Genomic DNA, 18,526 nt, shown 5'->3' on the forward strand with positions numbered 1-18,526 from the left:
TTAACATTTTTTCGCTTCCGCATGTAAGCCTTTTATATATAACAATTTAAGACACAAATATTTATCGCTTTTTTCCTTGATATATCTCGTTTTCTATGGCTATATGTGTACTAGCTTGAGATATAACATATTTAAAAACAAGGAGTTATGATGGAAAATGAGAAAAAGCAGGGCCCTACAGGGTTATCTGACGAGGCCAAAGCCAGGCTGGACGAGTTTATTAAGGCCTATGACCCCATTAACAATAAGGCTTTACGGCAAAATGGGACTGGAGCATTACGGATCCGAGACAGGCGGCTGCCAATCCCCGGAACGGTCATATCTAAGGTATATAAAGGTACTACTATTGATGTTAAGGTGCTGGATAAGGGATTTGAGTATGACGGTAAGGCTTACCGTTCATTAAGTGCCATTGCCGGAGCGGTAACTGATCAACATTGGAATGGTTACCTATTTTTCGGTCTATAAACGAGGAGAGTTCAATGGAAAAGAAGATTTATTGCGCTATTTATACCAGAAAATCTACTAATGAGGGGCTTGAAAAGGACTTTACTACCTTAGACGCCCAGCGGGAGTCGGCTGAGAACTATATTAAAAGTCAGAAATCTACTGGGTGGACGGTCTTAAGGGAGAAGTATAATGACGGTGGTTTTACAGGAGCTAATACTGAACGGCCGGCTCTTAAAAGGTTATTGGATGATATCCGGGGAGGAAAGATTAACTGCGTGGTAGTATATAAGGTAGATAGGCTCTCCCGTTCCCTCCTGGACTTCACTAAACTCCTGGAATTCTTTGATCAAAATAATGTGACATTCGTATCAGTAACTCAACATTTTAATACACAGTCGTCCATGGGAAGATTAACGCTCAACATCCTCCTCTCTTTCGCCCAGTTCGAAAGGGAGATGATCTCAGAAAGAACAAAGGATAAAATGGGCGCTGCCAGGAAGAAAGGCAAGTGGGTTGGCGGGCAACCTCTTCTTGGATACGATCTTGATAGAGAAAACCGAAGGATCATCATTAACGAGCAGGAAGCCAAATTAGTAAGAAAGATATTTGACATATATCTCAGAGAGAATTCGATGCTTAAGACAACCAGCATTCTAAATGAGGAAGGATTTACTACAAAGAAATATGTAGCCAAATCCGGCAGGATAACCGGTGGTAAGCAATTCGTAAAAAATACCATACAACAGACACTTAATAATCCCATCTATACGGGCCGGGTGTTTTATGAGAAGAAAATGTATCCGGCGGAGCATGAAGCGATCATCTCGGTAGAGTTATTTGATAAGGTGCAGGAACGCATTACATATAACCGGGTTAATCGGAAGATAAAGAAAAACGCGCAGTGTGCCGGGTTATTGTCACAGATCATTCGATGCCAAGCATGCAACTCTCCCATGTTCCATTCATATTCGGTTAAGGATAAGGTGAAAAAATATAGGTATTACGTATGTGTGAACGCGCAGAAGAAAGGTTATGCTGTCTGCCCTACCAGGAGCGTTAATGCGCAGGAGATGGAAGATGCGGTATATGATCTTTTGCCGAAACAAGAGATAAAGGATTCTCTCCTCTCGGAAAGATACCGATCAGTTTTAGAAAAAACGCGAGAGAGATGGCAAGAATTAACCGCGGATGAGAAGCACCACATAATGAAACATCTTCTAAGTGAGATTGATTATAACGGTGAGACTGGCACGCTTGGAATGACGGTTAATGAGAAAGGTATTGAAGAACTATACGAAGAGCTGAAAGGAGAAGAAAATGAGATCAGAGTTTAATATTGGCATTAAACAACCACGGAAAAGATCGCATACGGCTATAAGTAAACATATTAGGAAGGAGCCGGTTATAAGACAATACTTGGTCTTGGCTTATCAGATCAAGCAATACCTGGAGGAAAACCCTGATAAAACCGCAAGCGCTATCGCGTCCTGGCTGGGACTTTCCCCTTCGCGGATATCGCAGATATTGAATTTGCCATTACTTTGTCCGGAGGTACAGGAAGAGATTTTGTTGTCTGAGGATAAGAAATTGTATTCTATTCCTGAACATAAGGTCCGAGTTATTACTAAAGAAAAGAATTGGGAGAAGCAGTGGGATATGTGGCAGGTGTTTTAGATCATTATTTTCAAAGCTTAGTTTATGTCACGCTTCTTCGACATCTCCAATTTAAACTTATTTTCACAATATTTAAATAGCATTAAATCACACATTATTTTACATTTAGCAGCTTCCTCGAAATTTAACGTCTGCTCATTACCTCTTGAATGCATTGCATCCCGGCCACGAACAATATAAATATTTTTAACCTCTTCAGCAAGTTCATTATCTATACCTAATTTTTTTAATTCACTCTGCATTTTTTTGACATCAAGTTTTTTCCCGTCTGGTTTATTAAGTATTTCAACTTTAATAAATCGTTCCATTAACAGAAAATAATTTGAAAAAGCTTCTGTATAAAAATTGTTTTCGAAAGTATCAGATCCCATTAAGGTAGTTGCCTTTATATACAGTTCAAAATATCTTTCATGCAATTTACCCATTGCACCAAAAACCATCATAGTTCTATGCATATCATCACGCGTTAATTCCCTATTTTCTATTCTCTCATCCTTTGACCTTTTAATTTTAATTTTCACATCCCGCTTGTTTTTTAAATCATATAGTTTCGTAAATCTAAATGGCCATGCTGGAGGCGTCCACCAAAAATGACCGAATGTCCCCACGTTTAACGCAACAACATGAATCATAGTCACCATCATGGCTTTTACATAGAGCTCATCATCTTTTTGAAATTCTGGCAATGCTTGGCGTATTTCGACCTCGCGATCACTTATCCTCTTCATTTTCAAACAATCACAAGTGTCATTCCAATATTCCAGGGCTTCTGTAGTCCATATATGCGAATATGAGAATATTTTCGATTCTACGTACCACCTCTTATCTATGAGTTTTTCATCCTTTATTCTAGTTTTATCTTGCTTACAAATTTTTCCCCATTTTGTTTTTATATAGTTTATCCAGGCCAAAGAGTCTTTTAATTCGGCAAACTTTTCAATGGATTCCTTACTATTAATGAATGTTAAAAAATCTTTATCATCTGAGTTCTCATACAACCACTGAACACTATCTCTTATTTCAAGAAATCCATCTTCGGTATTTCTAACTTTATGAGATTTATCAACTTCAATCCTTGCCTTGGCAAGATCAATCAAGCTTTTTACTTGGTTCTTTTCAATGCGGTCATCCGGATATGTAAAGCCTGTTTTATCGTATACCTCAACACCCATCGCATCTTGGCTTTGTATTGACCAAAGCCTCGAAAGGTTTATGAAATTCAATAATTCTTCCCTACTAAATCGTTCCATATTACCCGTCATAAGCGAAAGGACAAGACACTGTTCGGTAGATAGCCACCGCTTATGAAACCGCTCAAGCATTTTGTTATCATTAAGGACTCCTCCCATATTAATGATTAAAAGATTCCGTTTCCCCAATTCAGCAATTGCCCTAATAGCCAAACAGTATGCCCTGGGATATCTTCCTGCATCATAAAGAAGATTTGCCTCCATCAAAAGATTACTTGCATTCTGCAAGCAATACTCAATCGCTTGTTTTATGTCTTCGTCCTTAAAAATCATTTGGTCATCCTCCATCTTAGAATCAATTATAATGTATTTAGGTCAATCCCTCAACCTACAGAGATAAACTAGAGATAAATAGGCCCAAATATATGGCCGGTTTTTAGTTAATATCCGCTTTTATCTCTATTGTTCCTCATTATCTCTATCAACTTATGCCCATTATAGTAAGGATACGGGATTGACTACGGATAGTTGACTAAAGGCCCTTTTAGAGATAAAGAGATAACCAAGTTCGCATATGGGATTGCTTTAGGGCCTTTGGCCCTTCGCAATGACGGTGACGCGGGGGCAATAGTCGCGTAAGTCTTTAGGACGTAGGGATATGCGACATATCCAGGAAAGCAAAAAGCCCCGTAACATTTTCATGCTACGAGGCTTTTATAAGTGGTGAGCCGCCTTGGACTCGAACCAAGCACAACCACATTAAAAGTGTGGTGCTCTACCTGATGAGCTAGCGGCCCTTATTCCTTTATCCCTTTATTTCTTTTTGTTTCTCAGCGAAAAGTTCGTCGAGCTTTTTCGAATATTGTTCGGTAAGCTTCTGCACCCGGTCCCTGGTGAGGAACTTATCGTCTTCAGTCATTTTCTTGTCCTTTTCGAGCTTCGCGGCCTCGTCGTTGGCGTTGTGGCGAGCGTTGCGTATGGAGACCTTACCCTCTTCTTCCATCTTATGCAGCACTTTTACAAGCTCCTGCCGTCGTTCTTCCGTAAGCTGCGGCATTGAAAGCCTTATTACCCTGCCGTCGTTCATTGGCGTGATCCCCAGGTCGGAAGAAAGTATGGCCTTCTCGACCATGGACATCGACGCCTTATCCCACGGCTGTATCACAATAAGACGCGGCTCCGGTACGCTTATGTTGGCCAGCTGTTTAAGCGGCGTCATCGTACCGTAATAGTCCACCTTCATATGCTCTACAAGTCCTGGATGGGCGCGCCCTGTACGAACCGTGGCGAAATGTTTCTTTACCGCATCGAGTGCACCTTGCATTTTCTCTTCCGTCACCCTGACTATCCTGTCGGTCTCAGTAGTAAGCATGGTCCACCACCTTTTCAGCTTATTGTAGTGCCTATTTTTTGCCCGTTTATCGCTTTTTTGATGTTTCCTTTTTTCTTTATACTGAACACCACTATCGGCAGCGAGTTGTCCATGCAAAGGCTTATCGCGGTCGCGTCCATCACTTTCAGCTGCTTTTCCAGGACTTCCCAATATCCCATTTTTTCGAATTTTTTCGCGTTCTTGAACTTCAGCGGGTCCTTGGAATATACCCCATCGACCTTGGTCGCCTTAAGTATCATGTCGGCCCCGATCTCGACGGCCCTCAACGCGGCAGCGGTATCGGTCGTAAAATAAGGATTGCCCGTTCCGCACACAAAGATAACTATCCTGCCTTTTTCAAGGTGTCTTATAGCTCGCCTGCGTATATACGGTTCCGCCAGCTGGTGCATCTCAATAGCCGTCATGACACGTGTGTGCACATCGATCTTCTCGAGCGCGTCCTGCAGGGCCATCCCGTTGAGCATAGTCGCGAGCATCCCCATGTAATCAGCGTTAGCCCTGTCCATGCCCGACGCGGCCGCGCTCAGTCCCCTGAAGATATTCCCTCCTCCAATGACTATCGCGATCTCCGCGCCACCGGCGTGAGCTTCTTTTATCTGCTGTGCGAAAGAACGGTTGACATTAGGATCTATCCCATATCCAGTCGACCCCATGAGGGCCTCGCCGCTTATCTTCAGCAGGACCCTTCTTTTCTTCTTATGGGACTTAGCCATAGATCCCCTGTCTTTAAGTTATAATTGTTCGCCTACTTCGAACCGGGCGTATCTCCTTACCACTATGTTCTCTCCTATGGCCGCTATGGTCTGCGTTACCAGGTCTTTCACCGAGATATTCGGGTCCTTTATGAACGGCTGTTCCATAAGGCAAACTTCCCCGAAGAACTTCTCTATTTTCCCGTTCAGTATCTTCTCGACCACCTCGGCCGGCTTATTCCCTTCTATCTGAGTACGGAATATCTCTTTTTCCTTCTCGATGATCTCTTCCGGAACATCCTCCCTGGAAAGATACATAGGGTTGGCGGCCGCTACCTGCATAGCGAGATCATTGGTCATTTTCCTGAAATTCTCGTTCCTGGCCACAAAATCCGTCTCGCAGTTGACCTCGACCATAACGCCTATACGATTTCCTGTGTGTATGTAGCTTTCTATCACGCCCTGGCTGGCCACTCTCGAGGATTTTTTTGCCGCCTTGGCTATGCCTTTTTTCCTGAGTATCTCGACAGCCTTGTCCATATCGCCATTCGCTTCTTTAAGCGCGCTGTTACATTCCATCATACCGGCTGATGTCTTATACCTGAGGTTCTTTACCGCTTCCTTGAAATCCATGATATTTTCTCCTCTTTATCTTATTTTCTCTTTTTACCGGCGACCGTAGTTACTTATTTGCCTGCCTCAAGATTGATATCGCCTTCAACGGCGTTCTCAGCCGGCTTTTCTTCCTGCTTTTCCTGCACACTTTCGGTCTCGGGTTTTTTCGGCTCTTCTTTCACCTCGACCCTGGCCGGCTTTTCCTTAGGAGCTTCGGTTCCCGCGGCCTTAGGCAACGATTCGGCCTTGCTGGCGGCCGCTGCCTTGCGTTTGGACGCGAATTCCTGGCTTCCCTTCAGGGCGGCATCCGCTACCTTGGATATTACGCACTTTATCGATCGGATAGCGTCATCATTACCGGGTATAGGGAAATTTATCATATCCGGGTCGGAATTCGTGTCTATAAGAGCCACTATTGGTATGCCTATTTTATTGGCTTCCCGTATAGCTATGTGTTCCGCCTCGGCATCTACAGCTACCAGACAATCGGGAAGCGTCTTCATTTCCCTGATGCCCTCAAGGTTCTTTAACAGCTTGTATTCCTCGTGGTCCACACGTGCTTTTTCCTTTTTCGACATCGTTCCCAGCACGCCACTGGTCTTCTGTTCCTGTATGAGGTTCAACCTTTCCACACTCTTACGTATGGTAGTGAAATTGGTAAGACATCCGCCCAACCAGCGTTCATCGACATAATACATGCCGCATTTCTGGGCTTCTTCTTTCACGATATCCTGCGCCTGCTTTTTCGTGCCTACGAAAAGTACTTTTTTGCCCGAAGCGGTAAGTTCTCTTACCGCGTCAACGGCTTTCTGAAGTGCTTCTTCCGTCTTCCTGAGGTCGATGATGTATATCCCGCTTTTTTCTCCGAAGATATACTTCTTCATTTTGGGGTTCCATTTATTGGTCTGGTGCCCGAAATGTACCCCGTTCTCCAAAAGCTGTTTCAATGTTTCCGTCGCGACTGTCATATACTTTCTCCTCCTTGCTACCCGCCGGTACCTGCCTTTGTGCGATTATAAAACCCAACTCAGGCTCATCGCACGCATCGGTTAGGCGGCTTAATAAATAGTCTTCCGCTAAAGACTTGAACGATTATTATATATATTTCATGCATAAATGCAAGTATTTTATTCCGTTTCCCCGTAAAGAGAGTATTTACAGCCACTTGCCGCTTGCGGGATATATTTGTGGGCCGGGTTCAGGAGGATTGTTTGCTGGAAAACTGCATTTCATAAAGCTTTTTATATAAAGCACTTCTGGCAATAAGATCCTCGTGCTTGCCGGAATCCGTTATTCTCCCCCGGTCTATTACGATGATCTTGTCCGCGTGTTTCACCGTGCTCAACCTATGGGCAATAACTATGACCGTACGGCCCTTCATAAGGTTGTTAATAGCTTCCTGTACAAGCTGCTCGCTTTCCGTATCCAGCTGGGAAGTAGCTTCATCGAATATCAGTATCGGGGGATTCTTGTATATGGCCCTCGCAATGGCTATCCTTTGCCTTTGCCCCCCGGAGATCTTGAGGCCACGTTCACCTATTATCGTATCATACCCTTCCGGGAAATCCTTGATGAACATATGGGCGTTCGCCGCTTTAGCCACTTTAACGAGCTGTTCTTCGTCTATCTCCTCATGGCCATAACTTATATTTGCTTTCACGGTATCGTTAAAAAGCAGGGTCTCCTGGGTGACCAGGCCTATTTTGCTGCGAAGTGAAGCAAGGGACACGGTCCGAAGAGCATGTCCGTCTATCTTTATGGTACCTCCATTCGGGTCATAGAACCTGGGGATAAGGTTCACAAGGGTACTTTTTCCCCCTCCGGACGGCCCCACAAGCGCCACGATCTCCCCCTTCTTTATGGTAAGATCTATGTCCTTGAGCACCTCTTCCTTTTTCTCATCATATTTGAACGACACGCCCTTGAACTCTATCTCCCCGCTGAAACTCTCTAACTCAACAGCATTTACGGGATCCTGTATAGTAACGGGTTCATCCAATATCTCGAATATACGCTCTGTCGCGGCCAATGCCTGCTGGTTTATGCCATATACGTTACTGAGCCTCTTGACCGGTTTCATGAGCGAAAAGACCGCTCCCAGGAATGCCGTAAAAACGCCCGCCGAAAGCACGCCAGTAACTATGCTCTTGCCTGCCATCCAGATGATAACCGCCACACAAAGCACGCCCATGGCTTCGGTAAGAGGGCTGACTATTTTTATACGTTTTTCGGATTTCATGTTCAGCTTGTAGAAGGAATGGTTCTCGTCCCGGAAACGTCCGAGCTCGTAATCTTCCATACCGAACGACTGTACCAGTTTCACCCCGGATATGGTCTCGAGAAGCATGTTGTTTATATCGCCGATCTTCTCCTGGGACCTTTTGCTGATCTTCCTCAGTTTCTTGCCGATAAGCACTACGGGATATAGTATTAACGGGAATATTATAAGGCTTACCAGTATGATGCTCCATGGTATGCCGAAGAACAGCTTGATACCTATAAGAAGCACGGTATAAACTACGATCTGTATGGGCTGATAAAATGTATCCGCCAGCCCCGTGGAGATGGCGTCCCGGATAATACCGGCATCATAGGTTATGCGGGACATCAGCTGGCCGGTGGGATTCCTGTTGTAAAAATCCATGGAAAGTTCCTGGAGTTTTTCATATATCATGTTCTTGACTTCCCTTATGACCCTCTGGCCCACATCCGTCATAAGGTATGACTGCAGAAAAAGGAATATCCCCTTCAATATGAAAAATATCACCACCAGAAGGCTTAGGACATTCAGTAGTTCCAGGTTATCCATAGCATTGACCCGGGAGACAAGATCCGTCAACATTTGCGGTGCTTTTATCCCTGACGGGATAGTTATCTCGCGCCCGGATATGATCTTATCCACCATGGGTATGATAAGTCCAAGCGGCGATGCGCTGAATATGGTGGACAACATCATGCAGACGACCGCGGCGGCAAAAACGCCGCTATGCGGTAGTATAAGCTTGATAAATCTCAGGTAGTTCTTCATAATATGTCGCCGATCCTTTGTTCATTCAGGAATAAGCGTAGATTCTAGCACACATGCCATGTCTTGTCGAGTTTCACTTCCCGGCCACTCTCAATTCTATCTCCTCGGAGAAAAAGCCTTTTTTCCTCATATATCCGCCTGCCAGGAAGAATGACAGGACCGTGATCGCCATGCCTCCCGCAAAACCCGCAAGTGGTGACCCCGTAATAATATACACGCTTACCGTACCCAGAAAAAAACCCGCCAAGGGAAGCCCGTATACCAGGGAGTAAGCCTTGAGCACCGGACCGGTCCCTATGCCGATCTCTACGATATCTCCAGGCCGTATGGTCATTCCTCCCGGCACGTCCACCGTCATACGGGTCATCTTACCCGATCCACAGCTACAACATTTGCTACAGGCTTCTTCCGGGCCCACTTCAAGAACGGCCTTTCCGCCTGCTATTTCGACCACTTTTCCGGTCCTTTTCATGAGGCTACCATCTTTTCCCGCGCGATCATCATACCCTGAGGTCTTCTATCTCTTCCCGGGACAAAGCCACGGTGGATATCTGCCTGGGGCTCCCGACTCCCGAAAGAAGTTCCACGTTCGCCGTCCGCTCTTTTCTATATCTGGAATGGCTCACAACAAGCCCGGCGGCTTTTTCTATATTCCCCTCGGTCGCTTTTCCCCTTAAAATGGCATATGGCCCGGGTGTTTTAGCCCCGAACCATAGGACCACATCGCTTTTCTTTTTCATCCCCTTAAGGCTCTCGTTGTCGTCCTTGTTCCTGCCTACCACCACTTTAGTTCCGTCATCCAGCCGGAAATGCCTGCCGTACTTGAGAAGCAGCGCGTTGTCCTTGTCCAGCGGACCTTTTTTCGCCAATTCACGCAGCTTCCGGGAGAACATGGGATCGGTCAAAAGACAACCTCCTCCGGGCGAGAAATATCTGGTGAGCCCATATTCCTTCGCGAGCTTTAGCTGCTTTTCCCTGCCCCGTCCATGTATCTTCCACAACTTCTTCCGGTCCAGGACGCCTTTCTCTTCCGGAAGCGTCTGTTCCATGAACCCGGCCGAAAGAGGCCGGAGCAAAAGACCTTCTAGCCCGGAACATTTCTCTATCCGGTCGAGTGCCCGCCTATGCTGTGACATAGGCCTTTCGCCCAGCACTTCTCCTGTGACCACAAAAGAGGCCCCCAGTTCTTTCATCATATCTTTAGCCACTTTAAGCATCAAAATTTTGCAATCTATACACGGGTTCATGTTCGACCCATATCCATGACCCGGGTCTTTCAGCACGTTAAAGAATTTTTCGGAGATATCAACGAACTTTACCTGGATACCGGCTTCCTCGGAGGCGCATAGCACCTTCCGTATGAAACTATCGGTATCGCGTGAAGCGAACTGCAGGATAAAACAGACCCCCTGCACTTCGACCCCCTGGTCCATGACGACACGGGCCGCCAAAAGACTGTCAAGTCCTCCGGATATCAGCGCTATCGCCTTTTTTTCCATGCGTGAGTCTCTCCATCCATTCTTTGATCTTCTTCTCGTAACCCATATCAGTAGGTATATAGTATTTCCGGGCGGTCCTCATGTATTCCTGTTCCACATAATGGCCGTCGTAAGCATGGGCATATTTATATCCCTCGCCCCTTCCGAGACGGGCCGCGCCTTTGTAATGCGCGTCCTTCAGGTGGTCCGGAACTTCCTGGGTGCGTTCATTCTCGACATCCTTCATCGCCGCGTCTATCCCGAGATACGAAGCGTTGCTCTTGGGCGCGCAGGCGATATAAACCGTGGCTTGCGCCAGAGGGATACGCGCTTCCGGATATCCCGTCATATCCGCCGCCTGCATCGCGGCCACCGCCACCTGTAAGGCCCGGGGATCCGCGTTACCAACATCTTCCGAAGCGCATATTATAAGCCTTCTGGCTATAAAACGGATGTCCTCGCCAGCGGTTATCATCTTCGCGAGCCAGTAGAGCGCGGCATCGGGATCGGACCCCCTCAGGCTTTTTATAAAAGCGCTTATCGTGTCATAATGCGCGTCACCGGCGCGATCATATACAACGGCTTTTTTCTGTATGGATTCCTGCGCGACCTCGGATGTTATCCTGACCCTGCCATCCGTTCCCGGTCTCGTGGTCAAAGCCGCTATTTCCAGGGCGCTCAAAGCCTTACGCGCGTCACCATCCGACAGCCTTGCCAAAAGGTCCAGGGCATCTTCATCCGCGTCTATTTCCCTGTCACCGAGACCTTTTTCCCCATCATCCAGGGATCTTTTCAAGAGCCATTTTATATCCTCTTTTTTCAACGGTTTGAACTCGAAGATCTGGCTGCGTGAAACAAGCGCCGGATTGACCGAAAAGAACGGGTTCTCAGTGGTGGTCCCGATAAGCACAAGGTGCCCCTCTTCCACTTCCGGGAGTAATATATCCTGCTGCGCCTTGTTGAACCTGTGGATCTCATCCAGGAGCAGTATGGTCCGCTTACCGGTAAGGGACCTTTTCTTTTTAGCTATATCTATTATCTTCCTTACATCCGTAACGTTGCTCGACACCGCGTTCCTGCGGATAAAATCCGAACCTGTCTTTTTCGAGATGACCATGGCAAGAGCCGTTTTACCGACCCCCGGGGGACCGTAAAAAATAACGGAACTTAACCTGTCGGCTTCTATCGCCCTGTTCAAAAGCCGGCCGGGGCCCACGATGTGTTCCTGACCCGCGAAATCTTCCAGCTTTACCGGGCACATACGCGCGGCTAGAGGAGCCTCCTGATATCCTTCGTTCTCGTTTTGGAAAAGGTCCATTGCCCTACCTTAAAATAAAGAGGGCCGGAATGATCCGGCCCTCAAATCCATCAAGCCGTTAACAGGAGAGAATTGGTGGCCTGGGAATCCAGGTGGGTGCTCTCCTGACGCTCCCAAGGGAATATCAGAGTTAAGCTCCCGTTTTATTTCTGTTGGCCCAATTCATTTTCCCGCTTCACGCACTCAACAGACGTTCATTAAGTTCATTATAGCACTGTGCGCGGCCGGCACAAACAAAAAGTGGTGTTTTTTCTTAACGGAAAGTCACATTAAGTTCGCGGACAAGCTCTTCTTTGACTTTCGCGTGTGCGCCTTCTATCTCATCTTCCGTAAGTGTACGCGATCCCAGGCCATATTTTATGCTGAAAGTCAGGCTTTTCTTCCCGCTCCCTATATGTTCCCCCTCATACATGTCGACAAGCCCGGCATCTACCAGGAGCTCCCCTCCTGAGGACCTGATGACCGAGAACAGGCGCGCGGCGGGGATATCCTTATCGCACAACACCGAGACGTCCCTGACGGAGAACGGGAATCTTGGTATAGGCCGTACCCTTTTTTCCAGAGATACCGTTTTGAACACACCGTCAAGCCTGATCTGCGCTATGTGAACAGGCTGGGTGATATCATACATATCGGCTATCCTGGCATCTATTTCCCCCATGAATCCCGCGTCTTCCTGCCCGGGGATGGAAAGTGAAGAACATACACTGAATCCTTTTTTGTCGGCAGGTCCGAACGCTACTTCAAGCCCCAGGCCGTGTAACATTTCCTCAACTATGCCCTTAAGATCGAACAATGTAGCTTCCCTCGCGCCTTCTTTCCAGTTCTGCCTCAAAAGACCCGTAAGACCGATACACAGGGCCGGGACCTCCATATATCCCGCGCCTTTTTCCTCCGGCGCATACAGCTTTCCCAGTTCAAAAAAACCCAGGTCCTTGTTCTTGCGGCTTACGTTCCAGGAAAAAGCCCTGACCATACCGTGGACGAGCTGAGGCGTAAGGACCTTATGCTCTTCCGACATATACCTGGTAAGTGCCGCCTGTCTACCCAGAACACATGGGAACCTTCCCGCGGCCTCCTCGCTGATAAGGCTATATGTCATGATCTCGCAGACCCCGGCTGCCGGAAGCAGGACCTTTATCTTATCCTTTATCCTGCGGGTGCGGTCCTTCCTTTCGATCTCGGGTGTTATCTTCTCGCATCTCGCCGGGATATTGTCATATCCGTATATCCTGGCTATCTCCTCTACCAGGTCTATCTCCGCCGTTATATCCTCACGGGAAGATGGCACCTTTATCTTGAATTGCCCTTTTTCCCGAACCTCCACATCCATGCCCAGAGCGCGTAAAATGGCTTCGATCCTCTCCCCCGGTATCGTCGCACCCAGGATACTTGATACCTCCTGAGCGTCCAGTTCGATCTCAGTTACGGATCGCGCAAGCGACCCCACATCATACATCTCACATATTGTGCCTCCGGCCTTCTCGACGATAAGGGCCGCGGCCCTGTCCGATGCCGGAACTATCCCTTCTTTATCGACCCCCCGCTCAAACCTGTAGCTGGCATCCGACGATAACGCTAGTTTTCGCGCGGTACGCCTTACGGAGACCGGATCAAAATACGCGCTTTCCAGCAATATGTTTTTGGTCGTTCCCGTGACCTCGGTCTCTTTGCCGCCCATTACACCTGCTATGGCTATAGGTTGTTTCTGGTCGGCGATCACCAACATGCCGGCCTCGAGTTCCCTTTCCACCCCATCTATCGTCAGTATCTTCTCGCCTTTCTCCGCTTCCCTTATGATCACCTTCCCGCCTTCGATCTTGTCCAGGTCGAACGCGTGCATGGGCTGGCCAAGCTCCATAAGACAAAAATTGGTGATATCCACGATATTGTTCACGGGCCTCATATCCACGGAAACGATATGTTCACTGACCCCGGGAGTAAGGCCTTTGACTTTCACTCCGGTAACAACACGCGCGGTATATCTGGGGCAAAGTCCCGGCGCCTTTATCTCGCATTTTATGGCCTTCCCACTTTTCCCTGCGGCGGTCACCCTGCTATCCGGATATTTCACCTTATTCCCGGTAAGCGCGCATATCTCGCGGGCTATCCCGGTCACGCTCAGGCAATCGGGCCTATTGGAGGTTATTTCCAGAGAAAGGACCTTGTCGCCGCCTTTTTCCGTTATGGTCTCCACCGCGGAACCTGACATCGTCAGGATCTCGGCAAGCTCTTCCGCCGACAGGTCTATATCAATGTATTCCTTAAGCCATTTATAACTCAGTTTCATGTCGCCTCTCCACAGCGGTTACCTGAACTGTTCCAGGAACCTTATATCGTTCTCAAAAAATAGTCTTATGTCGTCTATGCCATATAAAAGCATGGCTATGCGCTCAGCCCCTATGCCGAACGCGAATCCTGTCACCTCGGATGGATCGTATCCAACAGCCTTGAAGACCTTCGGGTTCACCATGCCGGCTCCCAGGACTTCAAGCCATCCGGACGAAGAACATATCCTGCACCCTTTGCCTCCACACATTATGCATGATATGTCCACCTCGGTACTGGGTTCGGTAAAAGGGAAAAATGACGGGCGCATGCGCATTTTTATGGCATCCCCGAACATGCTTTTGCAGAACGCTTCCAGGACACCCTTAAGGTCCGAGAAGGCTATGCCTTTGTCCACCATCAGCCCCTCTACCTGGTGGAACATGAAAGAATGGGTCGCGTCCACGGCGTCCGGCCGATAGACCCTGCCGGGCATTATCGCCTGTATAGGCGGCTTTTTGCCCTGCATCAGATGTATCTGGACATTGGAAGTGTGGCTCCGGAGGAGATGTTTCCCTCCCACATAGAACGTATCGAACCCGTCCCGGGACGGATGTTCCAAGGGGATATTGAGCGCTTCGAAATTATAGAATTCCGTTTCGATCTCGGGGCCGTCGGCTATGCTGAACCCGAGCGAAACGAATATCTCGCTTATCCTGTCCATGGTCTGTGTTATCGGATGGAGAAAGCCCGTCCTGCCGGAGATCCCGGGCATGGTGATGTCCACACTCTGGCTTTTCTCTTCCAGCCCCTTCGATACGAACTTATCCTTCATTCCCTCAATGCTGGCGGTGAATTCGCTCTTCATGGCGTTGGCCGCGCTGCCTATTTTTTTCTTGTCTTCGGGAGACAAGGAACTGATAGACCTCAAGATGCCCGTCAGGGCTCCTTTCCGCCCGACATATTTGGTCCTTATCTCCTCCAGCGCCGCGATATCCGCGCACGAGGCCGTTTCGGCGTCAAAATCAGCTCTTATCCTGTCTAGTTCTTTATATGCATCCATCGCACGCGCACCTTTTCCCTTAACTCTTGTTCTTGAATTCTTCCTTGGCCTTGAGCTCTTCTATCATATCATTAGCCCCGAAAACTATGAGTATATCGCCTTTCGCTATCACGTCATCCGCCTGTGGGGTGACATTGACCTGCTCCTCCACGATCTCTTCCTCTCCCTGGTACGTCGTGAGATTTTTCTTTATCGCTATCACGTTCACTCCGTACTCGCTCCTGATATCAAGGTCCCTCAGGGTCTTCCCCACGAATTCCTCCGGCACTCTTACCTCGATTATGCTGGAATTGCCGGAAAGCCCTATGTGGTCAAGGACGGTGTCCGTCACGGAGATAAGCGTTTCCGCGAGCCTTTCTCCCGTATCCTTTTCCGGCAGGATGACCTTTGTCGCCCCGATCTTCTCGAGCACTTTCTTATGGGCTACGCTATCCGCCTTGGAGACTATCATGGGTATGCCAAGGTCCTTCAGCATGAGGGTTACCAGTATGCTGGAATCCATATCAGTGCCTATGCCGCATATGGCCACATCCACGTTCTGCAGCCCTATGGATCTGACGGCCTTCTCGTCGGTGGCGTCAAGGCATACGGCCTTGGTCACGTTGTCCATTATATCGTGTACGAATTCCTCGTTCTTGTCGATAGCGATGACCTGCTGCCCCTTTTCGGCCAAAGTACGAGCTACACTGGACCCGAACCTTCCAAGACCAATAACAGCGAAGTACTTCATGTTCACTCCCTTCCCTGGCGGACAGGCTCAAGGCCCCCGTCAAGTATACGCCTATCCCACCATTACGTTCTCTTCGGGATAGGAAAAATTATCCTTCTTTTCACGGAACGCTATAGCCAGGGCCAGCGTTAGCGGCCCCACCCTTCCGGCGAACATTGTCGCGATGATACAAAGCTTGCTGGCCGTATCAAGGTCTCCCGTTATACCTGTGGACAACCCTACGGTCCCGAAAGCGGATACCGTCTCGAAAAGCGACCTTATCAGGCTTCCGCTACCGGCGGGATTGTTCCTGCCCAGATAGACCATAGCCACCGTGAAAACGAATACCCAGGTAAGGGCCAGGAAAAATATCCCCATGGATTCCCTTATTATTTTCCCGGGCACCGCCCTCCCGAACGCCATGACCTTCTTTTTATCCTTAAGGCCGGTGAGGACCGTCATTACTATGAGAGCGAATGTCGTGGTCTTTATCCCACCCCCGGTCGATCCCGGAGACGCCCCAACGAACATAAGGAAAATAAGCCCCAAAAGCGACGGGACCGAAAGCCGCCCGATATCAAGCGTATTGAACCCGGCCGTCCTTGCCGTTACTGACTGGAAGAGCGACGTCAGCACCCTGTCCCCCCACGACAGGCCTTTCATGACCCCGTCTTTTTCAAAGAAAAGCAGCATTACCGCTCCCGCCACCACGAGGATCAACGAAACCGTAAGGACAAGCTTCGTGTGCAAACTTATCATACGCGGGCGGTTCTTCCTGAAAAGAAGTCCCAACATGTCCATTATCACTATGAACCCTATACCGCCGAAAAATATAAGAAGTACCATCGTGGTATTTATGAACGGGTCGGCCTTGAACCCCGTAAAGCTGTAACCATAGAACAGGGAAAATCCGGCGTTACAGAAAGCGGAGACCGAGTGAAAAATGGAATACTCCGCAAGCTGTCCTATGCTCCAGTCGGTTATAGCCCGCCACCTTAGGAACAACGCCAGCGCCCCGAGCATCTCGGCGATAAAGGTAATGCTGATTATATAAAAGATGAGCTTGCTAAGCCCGAGTATCTTGTTCTGCCTGTCAAGGGTGCTCCGGATCACATCCGTTTCCTTGAACCCGACCTTACGGCCAAGCATTACGGCGAACAATGTGGAAAGCGTCATTATCCCGAGTCCGCCGGCCTGGAAAAGAACGAATATCACCCATCTGCCGAAGTCCGAAAAATTCGTAGCGGTGTCCTTTACGACAAGGCCCGTCACACATACCGCGCTGGTAGCCGTAAAAAGCCCGTCTACCAGGGATATCCCGCTTTCCCCGCGCGTCGCGGCAGGCAGGGACAAAGCCGCCGTGCCTACCAGGATAGCGCAGACAAAACTTAATATCAAAAGCTGCGGAGGTGTTAACCTTCCCATATTAAGGATATTGTCAGATATTCGCTTTTTTGACGACCGCTTTGAAAGCGCGGATATCGTTGGCCGCCAGGTCGGCAAGTACCTTGCGGTTAAGCTCTATATTGGCTTTCTTAAGCGCCGCTATGAACTTACTGTACGATATCCCTTCGGCCTTACATGCCGCTGAGATACGGGTTATCCAGAGTGACCTGTAATCACGTTTCTTTTTCTTCCTGTTGATATAACTGGATATCATGCTTTTCCGGGTAGCCTCCTTGGCTATCCTGAAAAGTTTTGACCGTGACCCTCTCTGCCCCTTGGTATGTTTAAGTATCTTCTTTCTTCTTCTAAGCGAACTTGGTGCGTGTTTAACTTTGGTCATGTCTTCTCCTCACTCCTAACATAGATAGTTTGTTCTGCCTTATCATCCGTAAGGCAGGAGTTTTTTTATCTTCTTCTGGAAAGTCGGGTCCACGGTCGTAGCCGTTTTGAGCGCCCGTTTCCGTTTGCTGTTCTTCTTGGTCAATATGTGCCTGGCCCCTTCTTTCTGTCTTTTTATCTTCCCGGAACTGGTCACCGAGAACCTTTTTGCCACACCTTTTTTTGTTTTCATTTTAGGCATTTTTCCTCACCGTTCTCCTTTTTATACTCTCTTGTATTTTATCTCTTTTCAGCCTTTAGGCACCAGCGTCATAAAAATAGTGCGACCCATGGCCTTGGGAGGCGCTTCCATCTCCCCCAGAGAAGCCACATCCGCGGCTATCCTGTTCAAGAGTTCTACCCCGAACTCCTTATGCGCGTTCTCTCTTCCCCTGAACCTTACGGATACTTTGACCTTATCCTTTTCCCCCAGGAAATCCTTTATATGGGTGACCTTGACCTGGTAATCATGTTCTTCTATCTTGGGATTGAACCTGATCTCCTTGATGTGCGTCACATGTTGTTTCTTCTTGGCCAGCTTCTGTTTCTTTTCCTGTTCATACTTGTATTTGCTGTAATCCATTATCCGGCATACTGGCGGGTCCACGTTCGGGGCTACTTCCACCCGGTCAAGTCCCGCTTCTTTCGCCTTACGAAGAGCCTCATCTATGGGCACCACCCCCCACTGGTTCCCTTCCTCATCGACCAGGCGCACTTTCGGTACCCTTATGAACTGGTTGACCCTGGTCCTGAACTTCGAACTGTCCCTGCCCCTACTATAAGATTGCGGATATGAAATAACTACCTCCTTGTTTTTGTCGTAA

Annotated in this window: 18 protein-coding genes, 1 tRNA gene and 1 other RNA gene; 2 read left to right on the top strand and 18 right to left on the bottom strand. The window is 48.1% G+C overall.

The genetic code is table 11. The features are described 5' to 3' along the window. The first annotated feature begins 147 nt into the window (after positions 1-147). Both PHH49_05015 and PHH49_05020 read left to right on the top strand, forming a co-directional pair. Positions 148-468, top strand: coding sequence for a DUF2924 domain-containing protein (locus tag PHH49_05015; GenBank protein MDD5488306.1), 321 nt, complete (start codon positions 148-150; stop codon positions 466-468). 14 nt (positions 469-482) lie between these two features. Beyond that, positions 483-1,784 (top strand): recombinase family protein, encoded by a 1,302-nt coding sequence (locus PHH49_05020; GenBank protein ID MDD5488307.1) that lies wholly within the window; start codon positions 483-485, stop codon positions 1,782-1,784. Positions 1,785-2,141: 357 nt separating this feature from the next. Here the strand turns inward: PHH49_05020 and PHH49_05025 are convergent, their stop codons facing one another. From PHH49_05025 to infC, 18 genes are all read right to left on the bottom strand, one after another. After that, positions 2,142-3,647 (bottom strand): AbiV family abortive infection protein, encoded by a 1,506-nt coding sequence (locus PHH49_05025; GenBank protein MDD5488308.1) that lies wholly within the window; start codon positions 3,645-3,647, stop codon positions 2,142-2,144. A gap of 388 nt (positions 3,648-4,035) precedes the next feature. Further along, positions 4,036-4,111 (bottom strand) — tRNA-Lys (locus PHH49_05030). Positions 4,112-4,119: 8 nt separating this feature from the next. Further along, positions 4,120-4,686, bottom strand: coding sequence for a ribosome recycling factor (gene frr, locus PHH49_05035; protein ID MDD5488309.1), 567 nt, complete (start codon positions 4,684-4,686; stop codon positions 4,120-4,122). Positions 4,687-4,700: 14 nt separating this feature from the next. After that, the gene (gene pyrH / locus PHH49_05040) at positions 4,701-5,420 is read right to left on the bottom strand and encodes a UMP kinase (protein ID MDD5488310.1); all 720 of its coding nucleotides are present in this window, start codon (positions 5,418-5,420) and stop codon (positions 4,701-4,703) included. An 18-nt stretch (positions 5,421-5,438) separates the two neighbouring features. Then, positions 5,439-6,032 carry a translation elongation factor Ts gene (gene tsf, locus PHH49_05045; protein MDD5488311.1) on the bottom strand — a complete coding sequence of 198 codons (594 nt, stop codon included), beginning with the start codon at positions 6,030-6,032 and terminating at the stop codon, positions 5,439-5,441. A 53-nt stretch (positions 6,033-6,085) separates the two neighbouring features. Continuing rightward, positions 6,086-6,982 carry a 30S ribosomal protein S2 gene (rpsB, locus tag PHH49_05050; GenBank protein MDD5488312.1) on the bottom strand — a complete coding sequence of 299 codons (897 nt, stop codon included), beginning with the start codon at positions 6,980-6,982 and terminating at the stop codon, positions 6,086-6,088. Positions 6,983-7,212: 230 nt separating this feature from the next. Then, entirely contained in the window at positions 7,213-9,042 is a 1,830-nt protein-coding gene (locus tag PHH49_05055) for an ABC transporter ATP-binding protein (protein MDD5488313.1), read from the bottom strand. 73 nt (positions 9,043-9,115) lie between these two features. Then, positions 9,116-9,514 (bottom strand): SoxR reducing system RseC family protein, encoded by a 399-nt coding sequence (locus PHH49_05060; GenBank protein ID MDD5488314.1) that lies wholly within the window; start codon positions 9,512-9,514, stop codon positions 9,116-9,118. A gap of 28 nt (positions 9,515-9,542) precedes the next feature. Next, on the bottom strand, positions 9,543-10,541 hold the full coding sequence (locus PHH49_05065) for a hypothetical protein (protein MDD5488315.1): 999 nt from the start codon (positions 10,539-10,541) through the stop codon (positions 9,543-9,545). Next, positions 10,501-11,838: a replication-associated recombination protein A gene (locus tag PHH49_05070; protein ID MDD5488316.1), complete on the bottom strand. Its 1,338-nt coding sequence runs from the start codon at positions 11,836-11,838 to the stop codon at positions 10,501-10,503. Before PHH49_05070 ends, PHH49_05065 begins: the two co-directional genes overlap by 41 nt. Before the next feature lie 41 nt (positions 11,839-11,879). Beyond that, positions 11,880-12,034: non-coding RNA, 6S RNA (ssrS, locus tag PHH49_05075), on the bottom strand. A 57-nt stretch (positions 12,035-12,091) separates the two neighbouring features. Beyond that, on the bottom strand, positions 12,092-14,128 hold the full coding sequence (pheT, locus tag PHH49_05080; GenBank protein MDD5488317.1) for a phenylalanine--tRNA ligase subunit beta: 2,037 nt from the start codon (positions 14,126-14,128) through the stop codon (positions 12,092-12,094). 18 nt (positions 14,129-14,146) lie between these two features. After that, positions 14,147-15,169, bottom strand: coding sequence for a phenylalanine--tRNA ligase subunit alpha (gene pheS / locus PHH49_05085; GenBank protein ID MDD5488318.1), 1,023 nt, complete (start codon positions 15,167-15,169; stop codon positions 14,147-14,149). A 19-nt stretch (positions 15,170-15,188) separates the two neighbouring features. Continuing rightward, a complete protein-coding gene (locus PHH49_05090) occupies positions 15,189-15,899 on the bottom strand; it encodes a TrkA family potassium uptake protein (protein MDD5488319.1) in 711 nt (236 codons plus the stop codon). A gap of 51 nt (positions 15,900-15,950) precedes the next feature. Next, a complete protein-coding gene (locus PHH49_05095; protein MDD5488320.1) occupies positions 15,951-17,303 on the bottom strand; it encodes a potassium transporter TrkG in 1,353 nt (450 codons plus the stop codon). A gap of 13 nt (positions 17,304-17,316) precedes the next feature. After that, positions 17,317-17,664, bottom strand: coding sequence for a 50S ribosomal protein L20 (gene rplT / locus PHH49_05100; protein MDD5488321.1), 348 nt, complete (start codon positions 17,662-17,664; stop codon positions 17,317-17,319). A 42-nt stretch (positions 17,665-17,706) separates the two neighbouring features. Further along, positions 17,707-17,904 (bottom strand): 50S ribosomal protein L35, encoded by a 198-nt coding sequence (gene rpmI, locus PHH49_05105; protein MDD5488322.1) that lies wholly within the window; start codon positions 17,902-17,904, stop codon positions 17,707-17,709. Between the two features lie 48 nt (positions 17,905-17,952). Beyond that, complete coding sequence (infC, locus tag PHH49_05110; protein MDD5488323.1) at positions 17,953-18,501, bottom strand: translation initiation factor IF-3; 549 nt, start codon at positions 18,499-18,501, stop codon at positions 17,953-17,955. Positions 18,502-18,526 lie beyond the last annotated feature (25 nt).

The organism is Candidatus Omnitrophota bacterium (genome assembly GCA_028715965.1).
In the GTDB taxonomy this organism is placed as follows: Bacteria; Omnitrophota; Gorgyraeia; order Tantalellales; family Tantalellaceae; genus JAQUQS01.

Coding starts and splice junctions, on each gene's coding strand:
- pheS (MDD5488318.1), bottom strand. CDS start 15,169: ATGGATGCATATAAAGAACTAGACAGGATAAGAGCTGATTTTGACGCC.
- PHH49_05090 (MDD5488319.1), bottom strand. CDS start 15,899: ATGAAGTACTTCGCTGTTATTGGTCTTGGAAGGTTCGGGTCCAGTGTA.
- PHH49_05065 (MDD5488315.1), bottom strand. CDS start 10,541: ATGGAAAAAAAGGCGATAGCGCTGATATCCGGAGGACTTGACAGTCTT.
- frr (MDD5488309.1), bottom strand. CDS start 4,686: ATGCTTACTACTGAGACCGACAGGATAGTCAGGGTGACGGAAGAGAAA.
- PHH49_05095 (MDD5488320.1), bottom strand. CDS start 17,303: ATGGGAAGGTTAACACCTCCGCAGCTTTTGATATTAAGTTTTGTCTGC.
- PHH49_05070 (MDD5488316.1), bottom strand. CDS start 11,838: ATGGACCTTTTCCAAAACGAGAACGAAGGATATCAGGAGGCTCCTCTA.
- PHH49_05055 (MDD5488313.1), bottom strand. CDS start 9,042: ATGAAGAACTACCTGAGATTTATCAAGCTTATACTACCGCATAGCGGC.
- PHH49_05025 (MDD5488308.1), bottom strand. CDS start 3,647: ATGATTTTTAAGGACGAAGACATAAAACAAGCGATTGAGTATTGCTTG.
- PHH49_05015 (MDD5488306.1), top strand. CDS start 148: ATGATGGAAAATGAGAAAAAGCAGGGCCCTACAGGGTTATCTGACGAG.
- PHH49_05020 (MDD5488307.1), top strand. CDS start 483: ATGGAAAAGAAGATTTATTGCGCTATTTATACCAGAAAATCTACTAAT.
- rpsB (MDD5488312.1), bottom strand. CDS start 6,982: ATGACAGTCGCGACGGAAACATTGAAACAGCTTTTGGAGAACGGGGTA.
- pyrH (MDD5488310.1), bottom strand. CDS start 5,420: ATGGCTAAGTCCCATAAGAAGAAAAGAAGGGTCCTGCTGAAGATAAGC.
- rplT (MDD5488321.1), bottom strand. CDS start 17,664: ATGACCAAAGTTAAACACGCACCAAGTTCGCTTAGAAGAAGAAAGAAG.
- tsf (MDD5488311.1), bottom strand. CDS start 6,032: ATGGATTTCAAGGAAGCGGTAAAGAACCTCAGGTATAAGACATCAGCC.
- pheT (MDD5488317.1), bottom strand. CDS start 14,128: ATGAAACTGAGTTATAAATGGCTTAAGGAATACATTGATATAGACCTG.
- PHH49_05060 (MDD5488314.1), bottom strand. CDS start 9,514: ATGAAAAGGACCGGAAAAGTGGTCGAAATAGCAGGCGGAAAGGCCGTT.
- rpmI (MDD5488322.1), bottom strand. CDS start 17,904: ATGCCTAAAATGAAAACAAAAAAAGGTGTGGCAAAAAGGTTCTCGGTG.